This window comes from Leptolyngbya sp. FACHB-321 (assembly GCF_014695975.1).
Classification (GTDB): domain Bacteria; phylum Cyanobacteriota; class Cyanobacteriia; order Leptolyngbyales; family Leptolyngbyaceae; genus Stenomitos.
The window spans coordinates 1-24,207 of record NZ_JACJPI010000032.1 but is presented as its reverse complement, the minus strand read 5'-3'; the positions used below and the strand labels follow the sequence as shown (position 1 = coordinate 24,207).

Here is a 24,207-nt window from a genome sequence, read left to right as displayed (position 1 = left end):
ATCATTCTTAATGCTGATGCAATGCTGTAAAACCTTGTGAGGAGAGATTTGTTCTGCAATCGCGCTACTTCACTAACCGCTGCTTTACATCTTCCAGCGATTCTCGCGGTTCATCCTCACGCGATCGTGCCAGCCACGCATCATAAATATCTTCCCAAAGCTCACCATGCTCTTCTAAATGAAGCACGACAGCAGTTTTTCGACCCACGCTATCGACCAAAAATTGAATTCCTTGCGTGGCTCGCTATGTCAAGTTAAGTGCTTAAAGTATAGGCGATCGCTAAAACCATTGCCTCTGTTAACATAGAGCCACTTCGCTACAAATCAGCCTCCACTACCCCTACAGCGATTCTTTATACTTCGTGATGTTCCACAAAGTCGGGCGAACTGAGCAATTCGGTGGTTTTGCTTGATCATATAGAACCCACGCTAAAGTATTTGCAAACTTCTCAGCCAGGTGTTGTGCATTATGAAAATATTTATGTACAAAAGAGGTTTTTAGATGAGATGGTTAGTTGAGATTACTGACATTACAGATACACGCTTTTTATCTGCTCTACTTGCTGAAGGAAAGGTTGGGCTGTTTCCAGAAGAAAATAGATTTTACCTGATTAGCGATGACTTTGAATTACTATCAACTTGTTTCAAAGTTTGAGAGAAAGCTAACGAGATCCGTAGCATCATATCTGAGATCAGTTCTGGACTTGATGCGGGTGTAAGTTTCAAACTGGGCACTGTGTATGAACAAAAAGAGGATGGCTCTCGGCATGGAACCGTTTTTCGCTCTGGAGTAGCACCTGTATTGAGGTTGTTTGCTAACGATGTAGAATGGACAGTCACTCCAGAGATTTCAGAGGAAAAAAAGGCTAGGCTGGAAGCAGAGAGATTAGCGCGCGAGTATCAGGATAAGTTAGCTCTTGTTTCATCTCGCGTTTTACCAGCTTTTCGAGATGAGCGTGCCCTCAAAGTTCATCGTTTTTTGCAGCAGGAGCTAACTCCACTACGTATGGGTCACATTATGGATTTAATTAAGGCTGATCTTGGAGGAGAGTTGAACAACTTGGCATCTAAAAATGAGCTGAGTAGGTTCTTCCGGTCGATCAATCACCCAGAAGTATTTGGGAATGATTCAAGACATATAACCTCAAACGAGAAACCACCTACAAACCCGATGTCTTTAAGTGAAGCTCAAGGCTTCGTCTCAAGAATTGCTGATTTATGGTTTAAGCAAAAATGTGTTGAAGCCAATAATGCTTAAAGGCTTTAATATACTGCAATTGCTGAAGGGACACTTTAGATATATTTTTGCTCGTTTGTATAAGTATTGAGAATATCAGGAGTTTTGATGTATCAAATCACCAGTGATTACGCTCAAAACAACTTTAACGAAATTCTCAATCATGTCAGTCAATATCCTTAAGGCATAGCGATCGTCTCTCGCTTGAATGGTTCTCTAGGTTGCCTGAGTGTACCTACATGATTTTAGGAAGGTAAAGTAACAAGTCAATGTAAACTACCGCACCTTTATTTGTTGCCGCTTTTTCTCATACCTGCGTTACTAGCTAGTTGAAGTTGAGAATGATAGCGTAAAACTATTAACACATTTGGCTTCCTTTACTCTCAGGATGAGGGTCGCGAAGTCAGGGTAAGGTCGTTGCAAAGCGGTTAGCAATTTTCTAGCTGCCTCCTTCTCTATGCCTTTAAGTCTCTCAAGCATCTTGACTATCTAGGCATTTTGGGAAAGAGGTAACGCGCAGAGAGTCTTTGCCGCAAGTCTGTAACGGTCATCAGTTTTATGGTAAAAATTGTTGTCTGCGTGATGAACTATCTATGACTACTTCACTTCCGACGCGTGGGCAGCTTGAACGAACGCTTTCGCAGCGTATTCAAGCTCTCTATCGTAGCCAGCTTGGGCATCGTCTTAGTAGCGTTGACTGCGAGCTTTTAGGAACTAAGATTGCGATCGTTCTAGAGCAGTCAGTGACTCAACCAGAGCAGCTTTTAGTCGAGCAGGGTAAGGCCGAACTGGTTAAAACACTACACTCTGAACTCGAACAGGCGATACGACCGCAACTGCAAGCATTGATCGAAGAAGTGGTTGGTGTGTCTGTCCTTGATTTGTTAAGTGATGTCACCCTTGAGACAGAGCGAACGGGTATTATTGCGATCCTTGCAGAAGCACCGCAGCTACGTGATGCTGCCAGTAAAGCCTCTACATCGGCTGGAACGCCCACAAAGCAATCCTCAGAAGCGTGAATAGAGCCACCCGCAACCCAAACAATCTATAGGGGCATAGCCTCTGGCGTGGCTGCGCTAAGGCAATAGCGTGCCCTTATAGGAAAAAGCCGCCTTATATTTAATTCGTGCCCTTAAGCTGTGACAAGGGTAACGTGCTGCATTTAGTGAAACCGTCTTTTTAATTTATGACCGAAGGCTCAGAACCACTGGTGTCGTCTCTGGAGCCTCTCTCCCCTGTTGCCGCCAAACAAGCCCGCTATCGCAGTGAAATCAACCAGCTTTTTGCGGCAGACCGTGCTGCTCATAACTGGTATCGCTTTGTGCTGTCTTTTCCGCCTCATCTGGTACGCGACTATCTGCAACGGTTTGGCATGAATGCAGACCATCGTGTTTTAGACCCCTTTTGTGGTACAGGCACAACAGTGGTGGAATGCAAAAAACTGGGGATACCCAGCGTTGGGGTAGAGGCAAACCCAATGGCTCAGTTTGCGGGTCGTGTCAAAGTTGATTGGAGCCTTGGCCCCGATCGCTTGATGGCTTATGCAGAACAAGTTGCCGACGCGACGATCGCGGCTTTGGCTGGGCTAGACGAGGGTACGATCGCGGCTGAAAGCTTGCGCGCCTTGAACGAAGAGCAGGAAAAGCTCATCCTGAAAAACTCGATTAGCCCACTGCCGCTGCACAAAACCCTGGTGCTGCTGGAGCAGTTGCAGCATCAAGTGGATGAACGGTGTTCTGGTCACGCTCGGTTAGCTTTGGCAAAGTCGCTGGTAAGTACCATCAGCAATCTGCACTTTGGTCCAGAAGTGGGCGTGGGACGTGCCAAGCCGGATGCGCCCGTGGTAGAGACTTGGCTAGAGGCGATCGCCATAATGGTGGCTGATTTGCGAGAGTTGGGGCAGCGTGCCCCGGTCGAGGCGATCGTGCATCATGCTGACTCCCGCCAGTTGCTCCATGTGCTGCCGCCCCAGTCGATCGATGCTGTGATCACGTCCCCGCCGTACCCTAACGAAAAGGACTATACCCGCACGACGCGCTTAGAATCTGTGCTGCTAGGCTTCATCAACGATAAAGCGGCGTTGCGCGCCTTAAAGCAAGGTTTGGTGCGCTCCAACACCAGGAATGTTTATAAGGTTGATGACGATGATGTCTGGGTCGCTGACCAGGCTGAAGTGCAACGACTTGCCTACGAAATCGAAGCGCGACGCATCGCCCTTGGTAAAACCAGTGGGTTTGAGCGGCTCTACGCACGCGCCACAAAGCTCTACTTTGGGGGCATGGCACGGCACCTGGCTGAATTACGGCAGATTTTACGTCCCGGTGCCCAGCTTGCTTATGTCGTGGGTGATCAAGCTTCCTATTTGCGGGTCATGATTCGTACAGGTCAGATTTTGGCTGATATTGCACGATCCCTCGGCTACGAAGTGGTGGCAATCGATCTGTTTCGCACACGGCTTGCTACTGCTACGAATGAACAAATGCGTGAAGAAGTTGTGGTTCTACGCTGGAACGGCTAAAGGTCAAACCAAGATCTCTGACTTCTTGAAGAAGCCGGGAATCTGAAGGACTAAAGTATGCTTAAGTGCAGCCAGAAGTCTACACTGCCCCCATTTAACTGTCTTATGACCGATACTCCTAATCCGCCCACCCCTCGCGCTGCCACCAAAACAGAACATACGCTGCCGCTGCCGGATGGACCGTTGCGTTACACAGCCACAGCCGAATGGCAACTTTTGTATGAGCAAGAAAAGCCTGTAGCCGAAATGTTTCATGTGGCGTATATTGCTGCGGTCGAAACGACTACGCCACGATCGCTCACGTTTGTCTTTAACGGTGGACCTGGAGCGGCTTCTGCTTATTTGCACATGGGCGCGTTAGGACCAAAGCGGATTGCGTTTGGTGCAAACGGTAGCCTACCAAAACCGCCTGTTCAGTTAGTAGACAATGTAGAAAGCTGGTTGAGCTTTACAGATCTGGTGTTTGTTGATCCGATCGGCACTGGGTTTAGCCGCAGTCTGCCAGCCCCTAAAGAGGGTGAGAAGGAGCAAGCGAAAGAGGCAGACACCACCAAAGAAAACGCTTTCTGGGAAGTTGAGCGCGACTTAAGCGCCCTTGGAGAATTCATCCAACGGTTTCTGTCCCGCCAAAAGCGCTGGCTCTCACCAATCTTCATCGCAGGCGAAAGCTACGGTGGGTTTCGGGTAGCTCGGTTAGCCCGCAAGCTACAGCAGGAATTTGGCATTGGTCTTTCGGGTGCCATTTTGATCTCTCCGGCGCTGGAGTTTAGCTTGCTAGGAGGCAGCGATTATGACCTGACTGCCTGGGCAACATTGCTACCATCGCTGGCAGCCTCAGCCGCACACCACGATCGCGCTCAGTGGGCAGGCGAGCCAGGCGATTTTTCAGCGCATACAGCAGCAGCAGAACGCTTTGCCCTCAAGACGCTTATTCCGCTCTTAGCGGCAGGCGATACCAGCACACCTGACGAGCAGCAGTCCGCCTACCAACAGCTTGCGGCTTTGGTGGGTTTGCCACTGTCAGTCGTGGAACGGCAAGCCGGACGCATTGGCATTGAAGTCTTTGCGCGAGAACTCCTGCGCGACCAGCAGCGGATTGTGGGACTCTATGATGCTTCGATTACGGCGATCGATCCCTTTCCCGATCGCATCTTTTACGAAGGCATTGATCCAACACTCGACGGGCTCGATCGACTCTTTACAGGGGCTATCAACAGCCACTTGCGTGACACCCTGGCTGTAGAAACTGATCTCTCTTACAACCTGCTGAACTACGAGACCTTTAAAGCCTGGAAATTTGACCTCAAAGGTGAGTTAAAGCAAGGCTTTATCGGCGCAGTGGACGATTTACGCGTTGGGATGACGCTTAACCCTTATATGCAGGTGTACATCACGCATGGCTTTTTTGACCTGGTGACACCCTATTTCGCCTCCAATCATCTAGCCGCACTCATGAAGCTGAATCCTGAGCTTCGCCCGAATCTCACTTTGCAGCATTACGAAGGTGGGCATATGTTCTATACCTGGGAGCGATCGCGCCAGCAATGGTTCACCGCTATGCAAACCTTTTACCAAACCGCGATCGCTTGAGGGTGAAGGGCAGTCTCTCTTCCCCACTCTCTACTCCCTATGCCCTCACTAAGCAGCGTGTTGGCGATACCAGTCGATCGTACGCTTTAGCCCTTCCTTAAACTCCATCGTTGCCGTGAAGCCAAAGGCTTTTTGAGCGCGTTCTGTATCAAGGCAGCGGCGAGGCTGACCGTTGGGTTTGTCGGTTTCCCAAACAATCTCACCCTCAAAGCCCATCAACTCGCAGATTAGCTCAATCAAAACCCGAATCGAGATTTCGTAGCCCGTCCCCAGGTTGACGGGTTCATGGCTGCTGTAGTGCTGCGTTGCCATAACAATGCCCCGTGCTGCATCCTCCGAGTAGAGAAACTCGCGGGTCGGGCTACCATCTCCCCAGACGGGCAGGTGCTTATCGCCCCGTTGCTGCGCCTCATGCACCTTGCGAATAAGGGCAGGAATCACGTGCGAACTGCTTGGGTCAAAATTGTCTTCAGGACCATACAAATTCACTGGCAGTAAATAAATGCCGTCAAAGTTATATTGCTGACGGTACGCTTCTAGCTGCACTAGTAGCGCTTTCTTCGCTATGCCGTAGGGCGCATTGGTTTCTTCGGGATAGCCATTCCACAGATCGTCTTCTTTAAAGGGAACGGGCGTGAATTTTGGATAAGCGCAAATAGTGCCTACACAGGTAAACTTTTCGACACCCGCTTCGTATGCCGCATGAATAAGCTGGGTGCCCATCATGAGGTTGTCGTAGAACAGTTCGGCAGGTTTTTCGCGGTTTAAGCCAATACCACCCACGTGTGCTGCTAGGTGAACCACAATGTCTTGCTGGCTGACGACGCGCTGGCAGCTTTCCATCTGACGCAGATCACAGTCGTGCGATCGTGGTACGGTAATCTTCTGCAAATCAGCTCCAGCTTTGCATAGTTGAGCAATCACCTGCCGCCCCAGAAAACCTGCACCACCCGTTACCACAATCCGTTTATTCTTCAGATCCAATGCTGTCATACTGATTCACCTTATATCTGCCTGCACTGTTACACAGTCTTATGAATGCTCAAAGCCAGCTTTGCACGATAGACCAAAAGACATCAGCTCTCTCCAGCTAGACGCCTGTTACCAGCAGGCGATCGCCTGTAATCTGGACAATGTTAAACAAACGCCCTTAAGAATAAGGCATTGCTTTGTCCATGAATACTCGCTGACGGAATGGCTACGACCCAGCAGTGAGCTACCGCACTGTAGCGAACTCTTGATTGATCTGAGGCACGCTGCCATTAAGGGGCACCAATCCTTGTGCCTTCAAGTCTGCTTCTACCATGAGGTTGACCAACTGCTCAAACGTCACTGAAGGTTCCCAACCTAGCGCTTGTTTCGCCTTCGCTGGGTCACCAATGAGCAACTCCACCTCAGTCGGACGCAGATACCGCTCATCAAACTCTACATAGTCTTGCCAGTCGAGATTGACATACCGAAACGCGACATCAAGAAACTCGCGAATTGAATGCGTTTCGCCTGTTGCAATCACATAGTCATCCGGCTTCTCTTGCTGCAACATCAGCCACATTGCTTGCACATAGTCCTTTGCGTAGCCCCAATCCCGCTTGGCATCGAGATTGCCCAGATACAGCTTCTTTTGTTGCCCTGCCACAATCCGCGCCAGCGCTCGGGTAATTTTGCGCGTTACGAACGTTTCACCCCGACGTGGCGATTCATGGTTAAACAAGATGCCGTTACAGGCAAACAGATCGTAGGATTCACGGTAGTTAACCGTAATCCAGTGGGCAAACACCTTGGCACACGCATAGGGGCTGCGGGGATAGAACGGAGTCGTCTCAGTTTGCGGTACTGCTTGCACTAGCCCAAACATTTCAGAAGACCCTGCCTGATAAAAGCGGACTTGAATGCCTGTCCGCTGCTGGTAGTCACGCACCGCTTCAAGCAAGCGTAGGGTACCCGTCCCTACGGTATCGACTGTGTACTCAGGTGCATCGAAGCTGACTCGGACGTGGGATTGAGCACCCAGGTTATAAATTTCGGTTGGCTGCACGGCTTCGAGGATGCGGCGCAGTGTGGTGCCATCGTTTAAGTCGCCATAGTGGAGAAACAGCCGTGCGCCTTCGACGTGTGGGTCTTCGTAGATGTGGTCGATGCGATCGGTGTTGAAGGTTGAGGTGCGGCGGATAATGCCGTGGACTTCATAGCCGCGCTCCAGCAAAAACTCACTCAGGTAGGACCCATCCTGTCCTGTAATGCCTGTCAGTAGTGCTCGTTTTACTTGCATCATCGTTAAAATATCCTTTCCTTGGGGTAAATGGAGCAAACTAAATGGCAACGCCGCTATTCGTGGCTAGTCGCCTCTAAGGTATGCCGCTCAAACAAACTGGTCAACCATTGAGTCAAGAAGAAGAGTAAGAAACGTGGATTGTGCATGGCATAGCGTTTCCACAAGCGTCGCGGTTCTGCTTTTAGTCGAAAGACCCACTCTAGACCTGCCTGCTGCATCCAAACTGGTGCTTGCTTCACCCTACCAGAATGAAAATCAAACGCAGCTCCTACACCTAACATCACCGCTGGAATTTTGCTATGGTGTGCTGCCATCCAGCGTTCTTGTTTTGGGCAACCAATGCCAACAAATAAAATGCGTGCCTTTGACTCAACGATTTGCTTAGTATAAGCAGCATCTTCTGCCGATGTCAGCGGTCGGAACGGTGGTGAAATCTGGCAAACGATCTGAATGCCGGGATAGCGCTTTTGCAGAAAGGTCGTAAATAAGGCGAGGCTTTCAGGCGTACCACCATAGAGACCGATCGCTACTCCTTCCTTCGCTGCTGCTCCGCACACACATAACGTTAAATTTGGTCCACGCACTTGGGAGGCTTCTTTAATGCCTAAGGCGCGGAGTGCTTGTACTAGAGGTTTCCCATCTGGTGTTACTAAATCAGCATTGTTTACAGTGCCAGCAAACTCACCTTGGTCGTAAGCTTCCATTACCATGTGCACATTTGCCGCACAGACATAACGGCTCTCGCCCGCTTTTGCCCAGTTGATCACACGTTGAGTGGCATCTTGATAATCGGTTACATCCACTCGCATCCCTAGAATTTTGCGATGTTCTAACGCTGAAACAGTTTGAAGCTCAAGCTCTGTAGTCGTGTTTGCTGCTGATAACTCTGCTGTCTGGTTCATATATTGCTACCTACCTGGTTCACAATGAGTTGGCTAAACCAAGTTCAGCCATGTTCACGAAACGATCGGATCAGGTAGTCACCCACTAGCCATCGCCATACGTTGAATGCTTCTCCTACTACGGCAGCAGAAGCACTCGCACTGGTCTTGGCACATCATTCTGTCTTGGTATTGCCTCACCTCTTTACAAAGGTTAAGAACAGGTATCCGGCAGATTTACCAGGAAAATAGTCAGTTAACCTTAAACTCTACGTCTTTGTACGCAGCTTGCCTCAAAACCCCTTGCTAAGGCAGCTGTGCTTGACTGAAGCTCATTAAGTTACAGTCTCTGTCTCCATTAATTAAAGATTGCATCAATCTATAACTAATTTTACGGACGTAGAATTACGGATCTTAGGCAGGTAGTTCACCGAAGGGCGCTTGGTGATCGTGCCTCAAAGTTCAGCTTGGCTAGCAGGGATAGAGTAACGCCAGCATTGCCTTCGCAGGTTTGGCTCATAAACTACGATCGACAAAAGTGGTGCTCTATATATTGTTTGCGATCGACCCAAGAGCGTTTAAACCCAAGATCTCTGACTTCTTCAAGTCGAAGCTCTGATTGGCAGGTGAATTCTCTACAATAGGGCTTGTCTCCCCTCGCCAATATTCCCTTGATTTCCTCTGCTTCCTTTCCCACCAAACCGCTTATTCTCCTGATCGACGGGCATTCGCTAGCGTTCCGTTCCTACTTTGCCTTTGCGAAGGGTCGGGATGGTGGGCTCCGCACGAAAAGTGGGATTCCCACGAGTGTCTCTTACGGCTTTCTGAAAGCGCTGCTGGAAACAATGGAGGCAGAGAAACCGCAGTATGTGGCGATCGCCTTTGACCTGTCCGAAAAGACGTTTCGTCATGAGGCCGATGACACCTATAAAGCGGGTAGAGCCGAAACGCCAGAGGATTTCATCCCCGATCTAGCAAATCTGCAAGAACTTCTGTTAGCGCTGAATCTGCCCATTTTGACAGCAGCAAATTACGAAGCGGATGATGTGATTGGGACGCTGGCACGACGGGCGAGTGCAGATGGCTTTTTAGTCAAGATTTTGAGTGGTGATCGTGACCTCTTTCAACTGGTCGATCCAGAAGCCACTACAAAAGTCCTGTACCTCAGCACGGTCTACGGCAAAGGCACACCTCCACCCCGCGAGTTTGGCGTCGAGCAGGTGAAGGAGAAAATGGGGATCTTGCCTTCGCAGATCGTGGACTACAAAGCGCTGTGTGGCGACAGTTCCGACAACATTCCTGGCGTGAAGGGCATTGGCGATAAGACGGCAGTGCAGTTGCTCACAACCTATGGCTCTTTAGAAAAGGTTTACGAGTCGCTGGATCAAATCAAAGGTGCTGTGCGACAGAAGCTGGAGGCAGGTAAGGACGATGCTCGTCATTCGCAATGGATGGCGCAGATTCACCTAAATGTGCCGCTAGAGGTCGATTGGGAGTCGTGCCGCATCCGCGATTTCGATGAGACAGCCGTGAATGAACTGCTGGAAAAACTGGAATTTCGCACGTTCATTAATCGCATCCAGAAAGTACATCGTCAGTTCAACAGCGATCAGAGCGAGGACGCGTCCGATGCTACGGTTCCTGCAGAGAAGGCAACTCCTACACCTCAGTACCGGGAAGACGGCGATCTGTGGTTCTTCAGCGCCGAAGATACCGCTGCCGCGCAAAAAGTTCTCCCCGTCGCCATTGCGCCTCACATCATCGATACGCCTGAGAAGCTGACCGAGCTGATCGATCGCCTCAAAACCTTCACCAGCCCTGAAACTCCCGTTGCCTGGGACACCGAAACTACCGCGTTGGAACCCCGCGATGCTGATCTCGTCGGGATTGGCTGTTGCTGGGGACCAGAACTGTCAGATATGGCATACATTCCGCTGGGACATACCGATGGCGGCAATCTCGACAAAGCAACTACCCTGGAGGCACTGCGCCCCATTCTCGAAAGTGCTGACTATCCCAAAGTACTGCAAAATGCCAAGTTCGATCGTCTGGTCTTGCGCTGTCAGGGCATTAAACTGGCAGGCGTAGTGTTTGACCCTATGTTGGCAAGCTATGTCCTCAATCCCGACGAAAGCCACAATCTAACCGAGTTAAGCGGCAAGCATCTAAATATCACGGCCCAGAGCTATACCGATCTAGTACCCAAAGGCAAGATGATCGCGGATGTTGATATTCCTGCCGTTGCAGACTACTGCGGGTTGGATGCCTACACGACCTTTCTCCTCGTGCCCAAGCTACGTGCTCTGCTAGACGAAATTCCCGCCCTGCATCGGCTGTTACTGGACGTGGAGCAACCGTTAGAGCCTGTTCTCGCAGAGATGGAATACTGCGGTGTACGCATTGACGTTGCCTACCTCAAGGAACTGTCTCAGAAATTAGAAACCGATCTAGCGGCGATCGAGCTTCACGCCTATGAAGTCGCTGGACAAAAGTTCAACCTCGGTTCACCCAAACAACTCAGCGATCTGCTGTTCAATACTCTGGGACTAGACACCAAAAAATCGCGCCGCATGAAGACGGGCTTTTCTACCGATGCCATCACATTGGAAAAACTGCAAGGCGACCATCCGGTCATTGATGCCATTTTAGAGCAGCGCACTCTGAGTAAGTTGAAATCTACCTACGTGGATGCGTTGCCGTTGCTGGTGCGTCCAGACACCCATCGAGTCCACACCAACTTTAACCAGACGGGCACAACAACGGGACGGCTCTCATCCTCTAATCCCAACCTGCAAAATATTCCCATCCGAACCGCGTTTAGTCGCCAGATTCGCAAAGCCTTTGTCTCTGAACCCGGTTGGGTGATGGTTGCGGCAGATTATTCCCAAATCGAACTCCGCATTCTGACGCACTTGAGCCAGGAGCCAGTTCTGCTCGATACCTATCGGCAAAATGGTGATATTCATACGCTTACAGCACGACTGTTGCTAGAGAAAGAGGATATCAACTCCGAAGAACGCCGCTTGGCGAAGATCATCAACTTTGGCGTGATCTATGGCATGGGTGCCCAACGGTTTGCACGAGAAGCAGGCGTCAAATCCAGCGAGGCTCGACTATTTATCGATCGCTTCAACGAACGTTACTCCAAAGTCTTTGAGTACCTCCAGCAAATGCAGCGAGAAGCGATCGCTCATGGCTACGTCGAAACTATCCTCGGTCGTCGTCGCTACTTCAACTTTGCCAGCGAGTCACTCAAGCGACTAAGAGGAACAGAACCAGGGTCGATCGACCTCACCAAGCTCAAACTCCGCGACCAGTACGACGCCGGATCGCTCCGTGCCGCTGCCAACGCACCCATTCAAGGCTCTAGTGCCGACATTATTAAAATTGCAATGGCAAAACTGCACGATTTATTGCAGGATTACCAGGCACGGCTCTTGCTGCAAGTCCACGATGAACTTATCTTCGAGATGCCACCCGACGAATGGGCGGAACTAGGACCAAAAATCAAAGCCACAATGGAATCAGCAGTCGAGCTATCTATTCCCTTGGTGGTCGAAATTCACTCTGGCGAAAACTGGATGGCGACGAAGTGATTATGCTGCTAGTCCCTAATGGAAACGTAATCGAAGTTATAGCGGTCACATGTCAGGGAAGGTCTTTAGATAAGATTTTCGGTAAGGCGGTGTTTTGAGAGTACTTCAGGGAGACTTGTTCTCTGGGTTTGGGTCTGCTACCAGTGCCGACCATGATTTGGTAGGGGAAGTCCTATCTATGCCCGACGCAAAGGCGACTTTCTACCGTAACTTTTTTGACTTGCGGGAAAGTGATACGCTCTTTCAAGTTTTGCTGAACGAAATTAACTGGCGGCAAGACAGAATGAAACTTTATGGCAAAGAAATAGATTTGCCGCGAAAGACTGCTTGGTATGGCGATCAAGGCAAATCATATACATTCTCAGGTATTCATCTCGATCCTGAACCTTGGACTCCGAGTTTGCTGGAAGTGAAGCAGCGTATTGAAGCGGTTGCAGAAGTCCAATTCGATAGCGTTTTACTAAATCTCTATCGTCATGGAGGCGATGGAATTTCTTGGCATGCTGATGCCGAGCCAGAATTAGGGGATAATCCTGTAATTGGCTCTGTCAGTTTTGGTGGAACAAGAAGATTTATGTTTCGACACAGACAAAATCGGGATTTGAAAGCGGAAGTTGAGTTGACACATGGCAGCTTTCTGCTTATGGCTGGGGAAACTCAACATTTCTGGCAGCATCAAGTTCCAAAAACCGCTAGAAAGGTAGAACCAAGAATCAATCTAACTTTTAGAGTAATCGTTGATTAAATTAACTCAAAAATCATCCTCTATCTTTACAAATGCCTTCCCCCCTTATCGGTATTATCATGGGCAGCGATTCAGATTTGCCCACTATGCAGGACGCGATCGCGGCTTGCGAAGATTTTGAGATCCTCTGCGAGATTGGTATCGTCTCAGCGCACCGTACGCCAGAGCGCATGGTCAATTATGCTCAACAAGCACATCTGCGAGGTTTGAAGGTGATCATCGCAGGTGCAGGAGGCGCAGCGCACTTGCCCGGTATGGTCGCAGCCCTGACTCCTCTGCCTGTGATTGGAGTGCCCGTCATCAGTCGTCAACTGCAAGGACTGGACTCGCTCTATTCGATCGTGCAGATGCCCGCAGGGGTTCCCGTCGCAACGGTGGCGATCGGCAATGCTCGTAATGCTGGACTCCTCGCTGTGCAAATTCTGGCAACCCACGATCCAGCGCTGCTCGAAAAAGTGCAGCAGTATCGCCAGAACCTTGCTCAAATCGTGATCGAGAAGCAGGCGAAGCTAGAGGAAAAAGGCTACAAACGCTATCTAGAGGAAGAAATGCGGGCGTAAGGGCATTAGCTCGATTAAATGCCTCCACCTAGTGCCAGTAACGCGGTGCCGTAAGCGGCTTCTGGTTGTCGCGATCGCTCGACTGTCACGCCAAGGTGTCGCTGCCGTAGTGCTGTCCAGGCAGCATTTTGCGCTCCGCCCCCTGCAGTATACACACGACTTAACGGCGTTGCCCCCAACGTCTGTAAGAGCTGATAGCCCTCTGCTTCAATCCGTGCCATGCTTTCCAACAGCCCGTGCAAAAAGGCAACCGGATCGTCAGGTTGTGGTTCTAGGCATGGTAGCAGGTTTGGGTCATTTACTGGAAAGCGCTCTCCTGGCTGCGTGAGTGGGTAATACGTTAGGGGACTTACCTGCTCAGTGGGAATACGATCGCTCAAGCACGCTAAGTCTGCTGGCGTAAAAAATTGCTGTAAAACGGCTCCACCCGTGTTCGATGCCCCGCCAACCAGCCAGCGATCTCCCAGACGATGGCTATAGATGCCATAAACTTGGTTTTCAACAGGCACCTGGCTGAGTAACTTTAGCACCAGCGTTGAGCCTAACGATGTCACGGCTTCCCCTGGCTCTGTTGCTCCACTTGCCAGAAAGGCGGCAATGCTGTCAGTGGTGCCAGCGCACACCCGGCAGTCAGGCGATAGGTCAAGCTGTGTGGCAACATCCGGTTGGACTCGTCCAATCGGCGTTCCCGGCGCAACGACATGGGGCAGAAGAGGCGCGATCGCTAGCGCTGTCAGCCATGCAGGATAGCGGCACTCCACCACGTCGTAACCCAGCTTCAAGCTATTGTGATAGTCGCTGATGCCGGGTTGCCCATGCAGCAAGAACGCCAACCAATCTGCCTGATGTAGCAAGTATTTTGCGTGCGAAACGGTGGCTTGCCGACTCCACCACAACAGCTTGACCAGGCTGGATGTGGCACTTAGTACCGTGTGCTGACAGGGCGCATTCATGTATTGCTCCTGAGCAAAGAGTCGCTGTAAGGTTTCGACTTCTGCTGCACTACGGGGATCGTTATAAAGCAATGGTGGCGTGAGCGGCTGACCGGCAGCATCACACAGCAGCACGGTGGCAGAGGTGCCATTAATGGCGATCGCAGCCAGTTTTTTTCGCTCAGCGCGATCGACCTTCTGCAACAGCGCGAACAGCGTTTCTTGCCAGCAAGCGGCTAAGTCTGATTCTGCCACTGTCCCAAACGGAATACTTGCCTCATAGCAAAGCTCTGCCGTTGCATTCACGAGTGCAAGCCGTGCGCCTGATGTGCCAAAGTCAATGCCTGCGTAAAAACTCATAGTTGGTAATGACGGCTGGATGCAGGCACTTCAACAAACCTATTCTCCTTTACTGAGTGCGATCGCGCTGCAATTGGGGCGGTTGATTGTTTGGTTCTGGCTGCAATTGCAAATCCTGATTAACGTTCAGCAACGGCTTGTTAGGCGATCGCGGACCTATAAGCAAGCGAATTTCTTGTTCTAAGTTTGCCTGTCCTGTCCTAAAAAAGTCCTGAGCGCTCGAAGGCACTAAATCTCGTGAAAACTGCTGACGTTGTAGCGGTGTGAGGCGATCGCTCGAGGGTAATGACTGCGCCATCGTCGTACCCGTACCCAGCAGCACCATCACGGTAGCAATGGCATAAACTGCACATTTCATTTAGGGCAGCCTCCTGAAAAGTGGCTTCTGACTTTAAGCTAACCTGCGTTAGCTGCTTACAGCTTCCTTCAGTTGACGTATAGCAACCCTTGCCTGTGTGGCTTTAACTCCGCTTTGCCAAGGGGCTAGAAGTCCGTAACGTATCAAAGGCTAGTCTTGCTGCCCGATCGCCTGTGACAGCGATGTGAATCCTCTCTCCTCTAGTTTTTGCAACAAGCCTTCTAGAATGCGACGAACCATCCCCGGACCTTCGTAAACCCAACCTGTGTAGACTTGCACCAGGCTGGCTCCTGCCGTGATTTTTTCCCACGCATCGTCTGGAGTAAAAACGCCACCTACGCCAATGATAGGCAACTGACCCTGCGTTTCCTGCCAGATGAACCGAATCACCTCTGTCGATCGCTGCCGCACTGGCGCACCGCTAATGCCACCTGCTTCTTCCTGCACAGATTTACCCGTTGCTTGTACCACGTGTGTGGTCAACCCATCTCGTCGAATGGTCGTATTTGTCGCAATAATGCCTGCCAAATGATGCTTTTGAGCCAAGTCAAGGATGGTGGCGATCTCATCCCACTCTAGATCCGGCGCAATTTTAATCAGCAATGGTTTCTGCCTGGTGTTTTCCTGCTGGAGTACCGCCAGAATGGGACTAAGCTGGTCGGCTGCTTGGAGCGATCGCAGCCCTGGCGTATTCGGCGAACTCACGTTTACCACAAAGTAATCGCCCCAGTTCTTGAGTAATTTGAAACTAGTTAAATAGTCGGTTGCTGCCTCCTCTAGCGGCGTGACTTTCGATTTGCCCAGGTTAATGCCGATCGGAAAAAGGCAGGGGGGAAGGGGTGCAGAGGAAGCAGGAGTGAGGGAAGAATCTGAATCTTGCGTTGTGCTTCTCCTCCTTTCCCCGTCTGCTTGCTTCCCCGTTCGCTTGCTTCCCCCTTTTTCCTCTCCCCTCTCCCCCCAGCGCTGCTGCAAGGTTGCTGCCATCACTGCGGCACCGCGATTGTTAAAACCCATACGGTTCAGAGCGGCATGGTCTAGGGGTAAGCGGAATAAACGCGGTAGTGGATTACCCGTTTGGGCGATCGCCGTTACGGTACCGAGTTCGGCAAAGCCAAAGCCAAAGCTGCTCCAAACACCAGAGGCAACGCCATCTTTGTCAAAGCCCGCTGCCAGACCGATCGGGTTTTGGAAGTGCAAGCCCCAGAGCTGCTGCGTGAGGTGATCGTCCGTTAAACGATAGGACTTGCCAACCTGATGCTGAAGCCAGCGTACAGACGGCTCTTTGTGATGCTGGTCGAGCCATCCTAACGTATTCAAGGTTTGTTGGTGCAGCCACTCCGGATCTGCCTTGAGACCAGAGAAAAGTACAGGACGAACGACAGACCGATAGATATTCACGGGTTACATTAAGCGATCGTTGATTAGCATACCTGGCAACCCCTAAAATTTGAACTGCATACAGGATAAAAAGGGCACTGCTAACTAAAGGTAAGCATTTTGTCGGCTCAGGGCACTACAATGCCTTGCAACCTTCTAGTGCTTTATAAATACTCCTAAGTAATGGCAATTTTTTCTCGAACGAAGAATGACTGACCTTTCTGCCCCTGTTTGTATAGGCAGCGCTTCTTCAGATAAGAACGGCTGAACTGAGATAAGCTAGCCATCCGATCGAAGTTCCTTAGAGCTTATGCAATCCCTGACTTCTACGCTGGAGTAGGGTTAATGGCTAAGTTTTAACCAGAAGCTAGGGATTTGAGCACTTTGTACGTAAGTCGTATTCCTAAAAGCGGCGTCCTGACTCTTTGCCTTACGCAATCGTACGCACTAACATACTTCCAACGTTGCTTGACACTTAAGCACTTGCCGTTGCGCTGAAGCCTTGAAAACGAACTAGGATGGAGACAACGTTCCCACAGGTTTCAGCAGTCCATCTAGGTTGCATTATCCAACGGGTTTCGGTGTAATTTTTGCCCGAAACTAGTTTGCTTCGAGCAGGCTGCTTCTTTTCATCGTATTGGCGTATCCATCGCTACACCACATGGTTCAACCAAAAGAGCCAAACGCCAACGACAAACAGTTGGTTGCCTTGGGACGAATCCTGCAAATTCTTCGCGAAGAAGAAAATGCTGATGTTCTCATTGATACAACGCTCAGTTATCTGCAAGCTGAATTTGATTACAGTCTGATCTGGATTGGCTTATACGATCGTCTAGCGCATCGGTTGCATGGCAAGGGTGGGGTATCACCATCTGGTAACATTCCCCTGTTGAAGCAGCGGATTGTGCTGAATCCTGGCGATTTGTTGGAGCAGGTTGTAATTCAGCAGCGTCCGCTGGCAGTGCCCGACTTGCGGCAAGAACTGAGAGCTGGTGATTGGCGTAAAACAGCACAGATTGACGGTATTCAGGGAACAGTCATTTTCCCGCTTCGGTACAGAGATCAATGTTTTGGGGTGACGCTGCTGGGGTCAAGCCTCTGGGGCGCCGCGCCGCGATCGGACGAAAAAGCGCGACTGTCAATGATTTTGGGTGCTTTGGCAGCAGCACTGCACCAGATTGAAGCAGAGTGGCTCCGGCAGCAAGTTAAACGTCCCGATCAACCCCTCCTGTCGCTGTTGACCAAGCTACAATCGCTGGCTGGCTTGGGTCCACGGCTAGAAGCCATTGTCGAAGAGACACATCAGTTCATACAGCCTGCACGCACTAATGTGTACTGGTTTGAGCGCAACCAACGCTTTTTTTGGCGGCGGATGAGCAATCGCCAAAAAACGACTGGCTTTAGTGAAACAAGTCAACCGGCATCCGGCATTACCGTGCAGGAAGTGAGCGGCTTTTACCAGGCATTATGTGCTGACCAACTGGTGTCGATCGGCGAGGCGCACAGTTCTCTTAAGGCTGATACGACTAGCCGCCTGATGCAGCAAATTCGCGCACGTTCGTTGCTAGCTGCGCCGATCTTATTTCAAGACGAACTGCTGGGCTTTCTGGCAGTAGAAGGGCAGGAACCCCGGATTTGGGAAGATGAAGAGAAAAGCTACATCCGTGGGGCAGCGCAAATTATTGCCCTTATTGCGCCCTTGGATGACATGGAAAACACGATTGAACAGATCCAGCGCGATCGCCTCCTCACTGCTGAAATTGCCCGTTCCCTCTACAGCGAAGATGACTGGAAAGCAACACTTAATCTGGCAGCCGAACAACTCTGCAAACGCCTGCGTGCCGATCGCTTTCTGGTGCTGCTCTACGACGCAGAGCAAAGCGCCTTTGAGCTTGCCCATCAAAGTCAACCAACCAACCGTCGCCCCTTTACAACATCACTAGAGACTCTGGGCGCTGCTGACTGGCAGTTGCTTGAAAAAAGTACGGGTAGCATTGGTATCGAAAATCTGGAGGGCGACTTACGGCTGCTAGCATGGCGCGATCGCCTTCTAGAATTAGGCGTGCGATCGCTCATCCTTTGTAATGTCTCCCTCGGTCATGCCGTCGAGGGACTCGTCGTAGTTTGCCACGAAAGTCCGCGTACCTGGAGCCAAATTGAGTACGATCTGGTACGCATTGTCAGCCAGCAGCTTGGCTTGATCTTGCATCAGTGGCAACTGCAACGGCAAAACGAGCAGCAGCAAACAGTGAGCCAAAACCTTCAGCAGGGTCTGACTCTCATGCAGCAGATCCACCAATTGGAACCCTTGGAACAAGCGGCACTGAAACATATTGCTCAAGTACTTCAGGCTCCTTTGGCAACCCTGATTGCGTGGGCGCCTGGAACGGCGATCGGTCGTGTTGTCGTACCACTCACCAGCAACGATCGCTTTACCGTCAATGCCAATGCTACGATCCCAGTTCTAACCGATGCACTGGTTCAATGGGTGCTAGCCCATGACGGTGTACTGTCGCTAGCGATCACCGACCTACCGACTGAAACGCGCCAATGGTTCAATGGGGTTGGCATTGGTCAAGTGTTAGCGATCGCCTTACGCACCGCTCCAGAACACGAGCCATCCGGCATTTTGCTGGTCGCTGATGGTAGCGATCGCCAATGGGCAGAGCGTCATCTGAAAGCGCTCAGTACTCTTGCCAGCCAACTTGCATGGTCTCGTCGCTACCTGCTGCTGACCCAAAAGCTCTCTACACAGCGTGAAGAGCTGAAGCGACTGAACTGGTACAAACATCGTTCCTTAGAAGAACTGTATCGATCGCTCATTCCCAACCTGAAACGGCTGCAAGACCTCGGCAATCCCAAAGACCCCCTCTTTAGCACTCGTCATCAGCAAATTTTGCGACAGCTTAACGAGGCGGTTATGCCCCTGACGAAAGTGGTTGAAGCTGAACAATGGCAATTGCAACTAACCTCACGTACGTTGTCGCTGGTAAGTTTACTGAAGCGATCGCTGGCGCGAGTCGATCATGTGCTGAAGCAACAGCAGCTCTGGACGCAGGTACACAATGAAACCAATCTCACTCTTAATGGCGATACAGCGAAGATTGAACTGGTGCTGTATGAATTACTGCTCGCTGCTAGCCAACGCTCCGCTGTTGGAGGACGTATCGACATCTGGTGCCGTCAAATTGATAGCCACTGGCTCGAACTCTCGATTACTGATAACGGTGTCATCGAGCCACGGCTGCTGTCCGAACTGGAAAACGGGCGAGCTATAGACTGGTTAGCCCACTCAGCCCTCGACCAACTACCGGGTCAGCATCTACATATTTGCCAAGCGATTATGAAGCAAATCGGCGGTGAACTGAACCTGTACACCCTAGAAGACAACCGCAGCTTAAGCCGACTGGTACTTCCTCTAGCGACCAACGATCGGGCAGCTGCCAAAAAGGAGTAAGGGATTTAGAGCGGTTTAGCAAAAGAATGAAGGATGAGGGATGAATTGAAGCCCTTGCTCAAAGAAAGTTTCAAGGTTTATGTCTGTCCTAACTTCTCTTCGACTGCTACAAAAGGCAAAAGTAAGGACTGCAACGATGCTTTGAACATCCAGATGCTTATAGCTTGGGCAACCGAAGTATCAGCTACAGGACAAAACCTACTGCCACAGATTGCAGAACCCTCGCTTTCTCTGCATCTGTCTAGACAAATTTCATGCGTATTGTCGCAGTTTTAACCGCCAAACACTCTTCTAGCTTTTGCCTTCTGCCTTTTGCCTTCTGCCTTCTACCTTTTGCCTTCAATCCTCTCGCGCCACCGTTCTACAGCGTCTTTCAATGCTTTTGCTAACCATTCGTCATAGTGAGGATAGATCGGTAAGCGCGGCATTAACGTCCAGCCAGCTTTGCTGAGATCGCTCGCTAGCTCTACATTGATCGGGTGCGGATAGGCAGGGTTCACTTCATCGTGCGGTCCAATGCCGCCTAAATCGCGTGCGCCAGCGTCCAGGCAGGCAGACAAGTGCGATCGTGGCACCAAATTAGGAGGAATTTGCAGCACTATATCAGACGGCAGAATGCGTCGAGCAAGGGTGATTGTTTCGAGGAGTTGCTGTGGCGAAAAGGCTGCTCCTGCCCATGCTTCTGTTTCTCCAGGGCTGTAGGGCTGTAAAATTACTTCCTGAATGTGTCCCCAGCGCTGATGCGATTGCGCGATCGCTTCTAGTGTTTGCCACCGTTCTGCCTCTGTCTCACCAATGCCGAGCAGCAGCCCAGTGGTAAAAGGAATTTGCAATTCGCCCGCTTGTGCAAGCTGCTGTAGGCGCAGTGCTGGTAGCTTACTGGGCGCATGGCGATGTACCGTTTGTAGCAGGGTTGGGGTGACTTGCTCTACCATCAAACCCATCGAAACATTGACGGTCTTGAGACGCTCCATCTCAACCAGGCTCAGCGGTCCCACATTGGTGTGGGGTAGAAAACCTAGCGACAGAGCCAGTTCGCAAAGGTCATAAATGTGCTGAAACCATAGCGATCGCCGATCGCTGTGTGGATGCACTTCACCACTTAAGATCAAAATCTCGATAACACCTTGATGTTGGAGCGATCGTAATTGTGTTTCTGCATCGGTCAGTGTTAGCCAGGGACTTTTACCCGGGTCAGCACGAAAATTACAGTAGCTGCAACGGTTAAAGCACTCATAGGTCGGCACTAGCGTATAAGCAGGGCTATACGTCACAGTCTTCGCAAAATCCATCACAGTAAGCTTGAGCGCAACGTCAGAGGTCAGGACTACCGACCAGAGGCACGATAGCGTAGCAAACACTCTGGAGTCGTTGTAGTCCGTCGCTTCCAGGCTAACCGTTTCTCAAGTCGCATTACATTTGTCTCCATACTCATTTGATAGCAGAGATAGACCCATCCCTTCAGCCTCAAAACTAGAGCTGAAGCTTTTTCTATTTCCGCTTTCCGTATCCTGAATTCCGACCAAGGCGGCGCTTACTCACCGCACCAGAACTTTTCGCGCCCCTGGCAACTGCGTTTCTTAGCGTAGACATTTTTAACGTGTGTCTTGACTGTGTTCAGGCTGATTTGAAGCAGCTTGGCAACGTCTTGATAGCTATACTCCTGTCGTAGTAGCATCCAGACTTCTGCTTCACGCTCTGTCAGGTCATATTTCTTACGCTCAATCCGCACTTCTTCTTGCAGCAAGTCGTTGCAGTTTTCCAGCAGTATCAAGATGTAGGGCTGCTGCGTGCCGCGATCGTCAGCGAGATGGAGCCAACGAGCATTCATACGGATGGTTTGCCCAGTGGCTGTCTGGCATTCCAGGATGAGGGGAAGCTCACTCAAACGGTCATGTCGCATTAACCGGCGGCATACTTCAGCCACTGCCGTTGGTAGTTCGAGTGGTTGAACGTCACTGCCTGCTAGATGCTGGCACAACTGCCGTGCTCTTGCATTCCAATAAAGCGGCTTCAAGCTACAAGAAGTGACAATTACGCCCTGGTGCAGCGATTCCAGCAAACTACTCTGAATCAGGTTTAGAGCCGATGCATCGCTGGATTGTGCGTTGTTCTGTGGCAATTGGTTAGAGGCCTTTCTAACGCGACGGGACGCTGCTGAGTGGCTCGCTTTTTCGGCAGCATAAGGACGAAACAAGGGACCGACGGGTGCCGCTTCTAGAGGGGCAAACACTACGGGGGCTGTCATAGATCAGACTCCACAAACGATGCTGATAGTGTGCTTGCTTCGTTTATGAAGATGCAATGAGAAGACCGTAAGCCGCACCAGGGGCACGAACTTTACTTAGGCTTGGTGAAAAAGCATGAACGACACTGAAACAGGGTGAAGTTTTTCCAATTCCGGATTGTAGTCACGGTCTAATTGGTCAATAATGAGTTCAATCTGAGGGAACTAGGCATCTCCAACTAATAATCAACATGGTTTTGCTGCTACTTTGTCTTCTTGGAAGCGATTGTGACTGTCTTCAAGCTTGGCTTCATCACACTCAACGTCTCAGCATCTTGATCACTAGAAGTATCTGGATGCAGCAAGTTTGTTGCTTCAAACAGTCAAACCTGATTTTTTGATTTGTTCTCGGCTGCCAACCCTTTAGCTTCAGCAAAGACGTTCAGATTCCGTACCGCTGTTGTCATTATTCTCGGTTCAGCAAGCCTAAAAGTACTCACCCGTTCGGGTACTTTGCATTGCTGCCGCTTAGATTGCTACGAACCTTAGTTGCTGCTTCAGCTAGAGATCGCCTCAACGCTCCATCTCTTAAGCCGCTTCTTCCCTGTAAATAAATGAGTTCCCTGAAAGCCATGCCCCGCGACAGTCAACGTTTAGAGCCTGAGTCGCTGGATCAGTTTTTTCCTCTAGCGCAGCAACGTGTTTATGTAGCAATGCTGATGGGTCGTGGTGGTTTAACGCGTCGTCGAGCAGAATACTTTGTGCGCCTTTGGGCATATTTGCTACTTAAACAACAACAACAGTTGGGTCTACAGCTATCGCAACCGTTGAGCCAATTGCGCTCTACGGAAGGTTTGATTGCCTGTACCCATCGAGAAGCTGCAGACTTGTTCTATAGCAACCAGGAGCGGGGCAGCGATCGCGCCGCAGGCATGATGATCGATCGCTTTGTGGCACTGGGTCTCCTTGAAAAACAGTTTGACGGACAAACGCTCTGTCTTCAGATTCGCTCCCTTCCCGAACTGGAAACGCCCATCCAGGCAGAAATAGCTGTCACACTCATTGCCGATGCTTTCAACCCTCGCACAGACACGATTCCGATCGCGAATCTGATCGCTCGCACGTATGCAGAGCTAATGAAAGACGTAGCCAAAGCCTCTCACAAAATTGCTCAGGCTCTACGCAGTTGGGCACGGCAATATCCTAAAGGCTTGCGGGTCTTACGTCGTTCTGACAATTTGAATCCGATCGGTATCTCTGTGCTCTATCCTGTCACTAGCGAATCTGAGGTCTATTTCTTCCAGCCGCCAAGTAAAAGCTTCTATCTCTCATCAGATGTTGAGGTCGATCCCTTTAAGATGGCTGCCGCAGGCGATGAACACTGCACATCTGTTTACATTCGCTCCTGGGTTATTGATACACCCTATCTGCAAAGCAAGAATATTTCTCTGCTGCTTGAAGACAGCCGCAACACTTTGGTAGAGATGCAGCAAGATTTTCCTAATCTCTGCGATATTTACTCACTGATTCTGCACCCCTTGTACGAAGATCTGCGGTTAGCATTGGGCTTTCAGAAGACCTTTCAGGATACCCAGCGGTCTTATCACTGGGTCTACCTAGCACTCGATCGCTTTCTAGAGCTAGATATTGAGCAAGCCCTCAACAAAATGAAGCAAGGCTTAACCAAGTAGTAACCGCCCTACTAAGGCTCGTTATAGCTGTCAAAGGGGCTAAGAGCAGCGGAAAGCAGTAGGGCGATCGCTCCAACATATTCAGCCTTTCTCATAAAAGTGGACAAAGGCTTAACAAACCCTAATGAGGCTGTAGCCTCTACTGAGTAAAGCCTAAGAAGCATTGCCGCATCTAAACTTGTAAACTGCTGCGTCATCTTCTTTACAAAAAGCAATATTCGGTTTACACTGCGTACAGGTAGTGAAACCTACCCAAAAACGTAAATCAAGCACTTATTACCATCATGACTACAACCTTACAGAGACGCGAGAGCGTCAACGTGTGGGAGCAGTTTTGCAACTGGGTAACCAGCACCGACAACCGACTATATGTCGGCTGGTTCGGCGTCCTCATGGTCCCCACCCT

The 24,207-nt window shown here is 50.4% G+C and carries 18 protein-coding genes and 1 pseudogene; 10 read left to right on the top strand and 9 right to left on the bottom strand.

Annotated elements, in window-relative coordinates:
* Window positions 1–64 precede the first annotated feature (64 nt).
* A complete protein-coding gene (locus tag H6F76_RS04100; protein ID WP_190506181.1) occupies window positions 65–220 on the bottom strand; it encodes a hypothetical protein in 156 nt (51 codons plus the stop codon).
* Between the two features lie 516 nt (window positions 221–736).
* Between H6F76_RS04100 and H6F76_RS04095 the strand changes: the two genes are divergently transcribed.
* From H6F76_RS04095 to H6F76_RS04080, 4 genes are all read left to right on the top strand, one after another.
* Window positions 737–1,258 (top strand): hypothetical protein, encoded by a 522-nt coding sequence (locus tag H6F76_RS04095; RefSeq protein ID WP_190506179.1) that lies wholly within the window; start codon window positions 737–739, stop codon window positions 1,256–1,258.
* A gap of 572 nt (window positions 1,259–1,830) precedes the next feature.
* The gene (locus H6F76_RS04090) at window positions 1,831–2,256 is read left to right on the top strand and encodes a DUF2294 domain-containing protein (protein WP_190506177.1); all 426 of its coding nucleotides are present in this window, start codon (window positions 1,831–1,833) and stop codon (window positions 2,254–2,256) included.
* Between the two features lie 167 nt (window positions 2,257–2,423).
* The gene (locus H6F76_RS04085; RefSeq protein ID WP_190506176.1) at window positions 2,424–3,755 is read left to right on the top strand and encodes a DNA methyltransferase; all 1,332 of its coding nucleotides are present in this window, start codon (window positions 2,424–2,426) and stop codon (window positions 3,753–3,755) included.
* Between the two features lie 105 nt (window positions 3,756–3,860).
* A complete protein-coding gene (locus tag H6F76_RS04080; protein WP_190506175.1) occupies window positions 3,861–5,345 on the top strand; it encodes a peptidase S10 in 1,485 nt (494 codons plus the stop codon).
* A gap of 48 nt (window positions 5,346–5,393) precedes the next feature.
* Here H6F76_RS04080 and H6F76_RS04075 read toward each other — a convergent pair whose 3' ends face one another.
* The 3 genes from H6F76_RS04075 to H6F76_RS04065 form a co-directional block, all read right to left on the bottom strand.
* Window positions 5,394–6,338, bottom strand: coding sequence for a GDP-L-fucose synthase (locus H6F76_RS04075; RefSeq protein WP_190506174.1), 945 nt, complete (start codon window positions 6,336–6,338; stop codon window positions 5,394–5,396).
* Between the two features lie 223 nt (window positions 6,339–6,561).
* Window positions 6,562–7,617, bottom strand: coding sequence for a GDP-mannose 4,6-dehydratase (gene gmd, locus H6F76_RS04070; protein WP_190506173.1), 1,056 nt, complete (start codon window positions 7,615–7,617; stop codon window positions 6,562–6,564).
* A gap of 53 nt (window positions 7,618–7,670) precedes the next feature.
* Window positions 7,671–8,426: a WecB/TagA/CpsF family glycosyltransferase gene (locus H6F76_RS04065; protein WP_190506192.1), complete on the bottom strand. Its 756-nt coding sequence runs from the start codon at window positions 8,424–8,426 to the stop codon at window positions 7,671–7,673.
* Window positions 8,427–9,145: 719 nt separating this feature from the next.
* On the opposite strand from H6F76_RS04065, the gene polA reads away from it, so the two are divergent.
* The 3 genes from polA to purE all read left to right on the top strand — a co-directional run bounded on the left by polA (window position 9,146) and on the right by purE (window position 13,399).
* Window positions 9,146–12,094 carry a DNA polymerase I gene (polA, locus tag H6F76_RS04060; RefSeq protein ID WP_190506171.1) on the top strand — a complete coding sequence of 983 codons (2,949 nt, stop codon included), beginning with the start codon at window positions 9,146–9,148 and terminating at the stop codon, window positions 12,092–12,094.
* Between the two features lie 178 nt (window positions 12,095–12,272).
* Window positions 12,273–12,839 carry an alpha-ketoglutarate-dependent dioxygenase AlkB gene (locus tag H6F76_RS04055; RefSeq protein ID WP_190506170.1) on the top strand — a complete coding sequence of 189 codons (567 nt, stop codon included), beginning with the start codon at window positions 12,273–12,275 and terminating at the stop codon, window positions 12,837–12,839.
* A gap of 32 nt (window positions 12,840–12,871) precedes the next feature.
* The gene (gene purE, locus H6F76_RS04050) at window positions 12,872–13,399 is read left to right on the top strand and encodes a 5-(carboxyamino)imidazole ribonucleotide mutase (protein WP_190506169.1); all 528 of its coding nucleotides are present in this window, start codon (window positions 12,872–12,874) and stop codon (window positions 13,397–13,399) included.
* Between the two features lie 14 nt (window positions 13,400–13,413).
* On the opposite strand, the gene H6F76_RS04045 is transcribed toward purE, so the two are convergent.
* The 3 genes from H6F76_RS04045 to H6F76_RS04035 all read right to left on the bottom strand — a co-directional run bounded on the left by H6F76_RS04045 (window position 13,414) and on the right by H6F76_RS04035 (window position 16,447).
* The gene (locus H6F76_RS04045; RefSeq protein ID WP_190506168.1) at window positions 13,414–14,691 is read right to left on the bottom strand and encodes an FGGY-family carbohydrate kinase; all 1,278 of its coding nucleotides are present in this window, start codon (window positions 14,689–14,691) and stop codon (window positions 13,414–13,416) included.
* A gap of 49 nt (window positions 14,692–14,740) precedes the next feature.
* Window positions 14,741–15,049, bottom strand: coding sequence for a hypothetical protein (locus tag H6F76_RS04040; protein WP_190506167.1), 309 nt, complete (start codon window positions 15,047–15,049; stop codon window positions 14,741–14,743).
* 150 nt (window positions 15,050–15,199) lie between these two features.
* The gene (locus tag H6F76_RS04035; RefSeq protein ID WP_190506166.1) at window positions 15,200–16,447 is read right to left on the bottom strand and encodes a quinone-dependent dihydroorotate dehydrogenase; all 1,248 of its coding nucleotides are present in this window, start codon (window positions 16,445–16,447) and stop codon (window positions 15,200–15,202) included.
* A gap of 640 nt (window positions 16,448–17,087) precedes the next feature.
* Here H6F76_RS04035 and H6F76_RS04030 point away from each other — a divergent pair.
* On the top strand, window positions 17,088–19,883 hold the full coding sequence (locus tag H6F76_RS04030) for a GAF domain-containing protein (protein ID WP_190506164.1): 2,796 nt from the start codon (window positions 17,088–17,090) through the stop codon (window positions 19,881–19,883).
* 326 nt (window positions 19,884–20,209) lie between these two features.
* Here H6F76_RS04030 and cofG read toward each other — a convergent pair whose 3' ends face one another.
* A complete protein-coding gene (cofG, locus tag H6F76_RS04025; protein ID WP_190506162.1) occupies window positions 20,210–21,175 on the bottom strand; it encodes a 7,8-didemethyl-8-hydroxy-5-deazariboflavin synthase subunit CofG in 966 nt (321 codons plus the stop codon).
* A 242-nt stretch (window positions 21,176–21,417) separates the two neighbouring features.
* Complete coding sequence (locus tag H6F76_RS04020; RefSeq protein ID WP_190506160.1) at window positions 21,418–22,131, bottom strand: helix-turn-helix transcriptional regulator; 714 nt, start codon at window positions 22,129–22,131, stop codon at window positions 21,418–21,420.
* Between the two features lie 593 nt (window positions 22,132–22,724).
* Here H6F76_RS04020 and H6F76_RS04015 point away from each other — a divergent pair.
* Together H6F76_RS04015 and H6F76_RS04010 are read left to right on the top strand one after the other, a co-directional pair.
* Window positions 22,725–23,801 carry a hypothetical protein gene (locus tag H6F76_RS04015; protein WP_242033624.1) on the top strand — a complete coding sequence of 359 codons (1,077 nt, stop codon included), beginning with the start codon at window positions 22,725–22,727 and terminating at the stop codon, window positions 23,799–23,801.
* A gap of 284 nt (window positions 23,802–24,085) precedes the next feature.
* Window positions 24,086–24,207 (top strand): annotated as a pseudogene (locus H6F76_RS04010) (photosystem II q(b) protein); the annotation flags it as partial.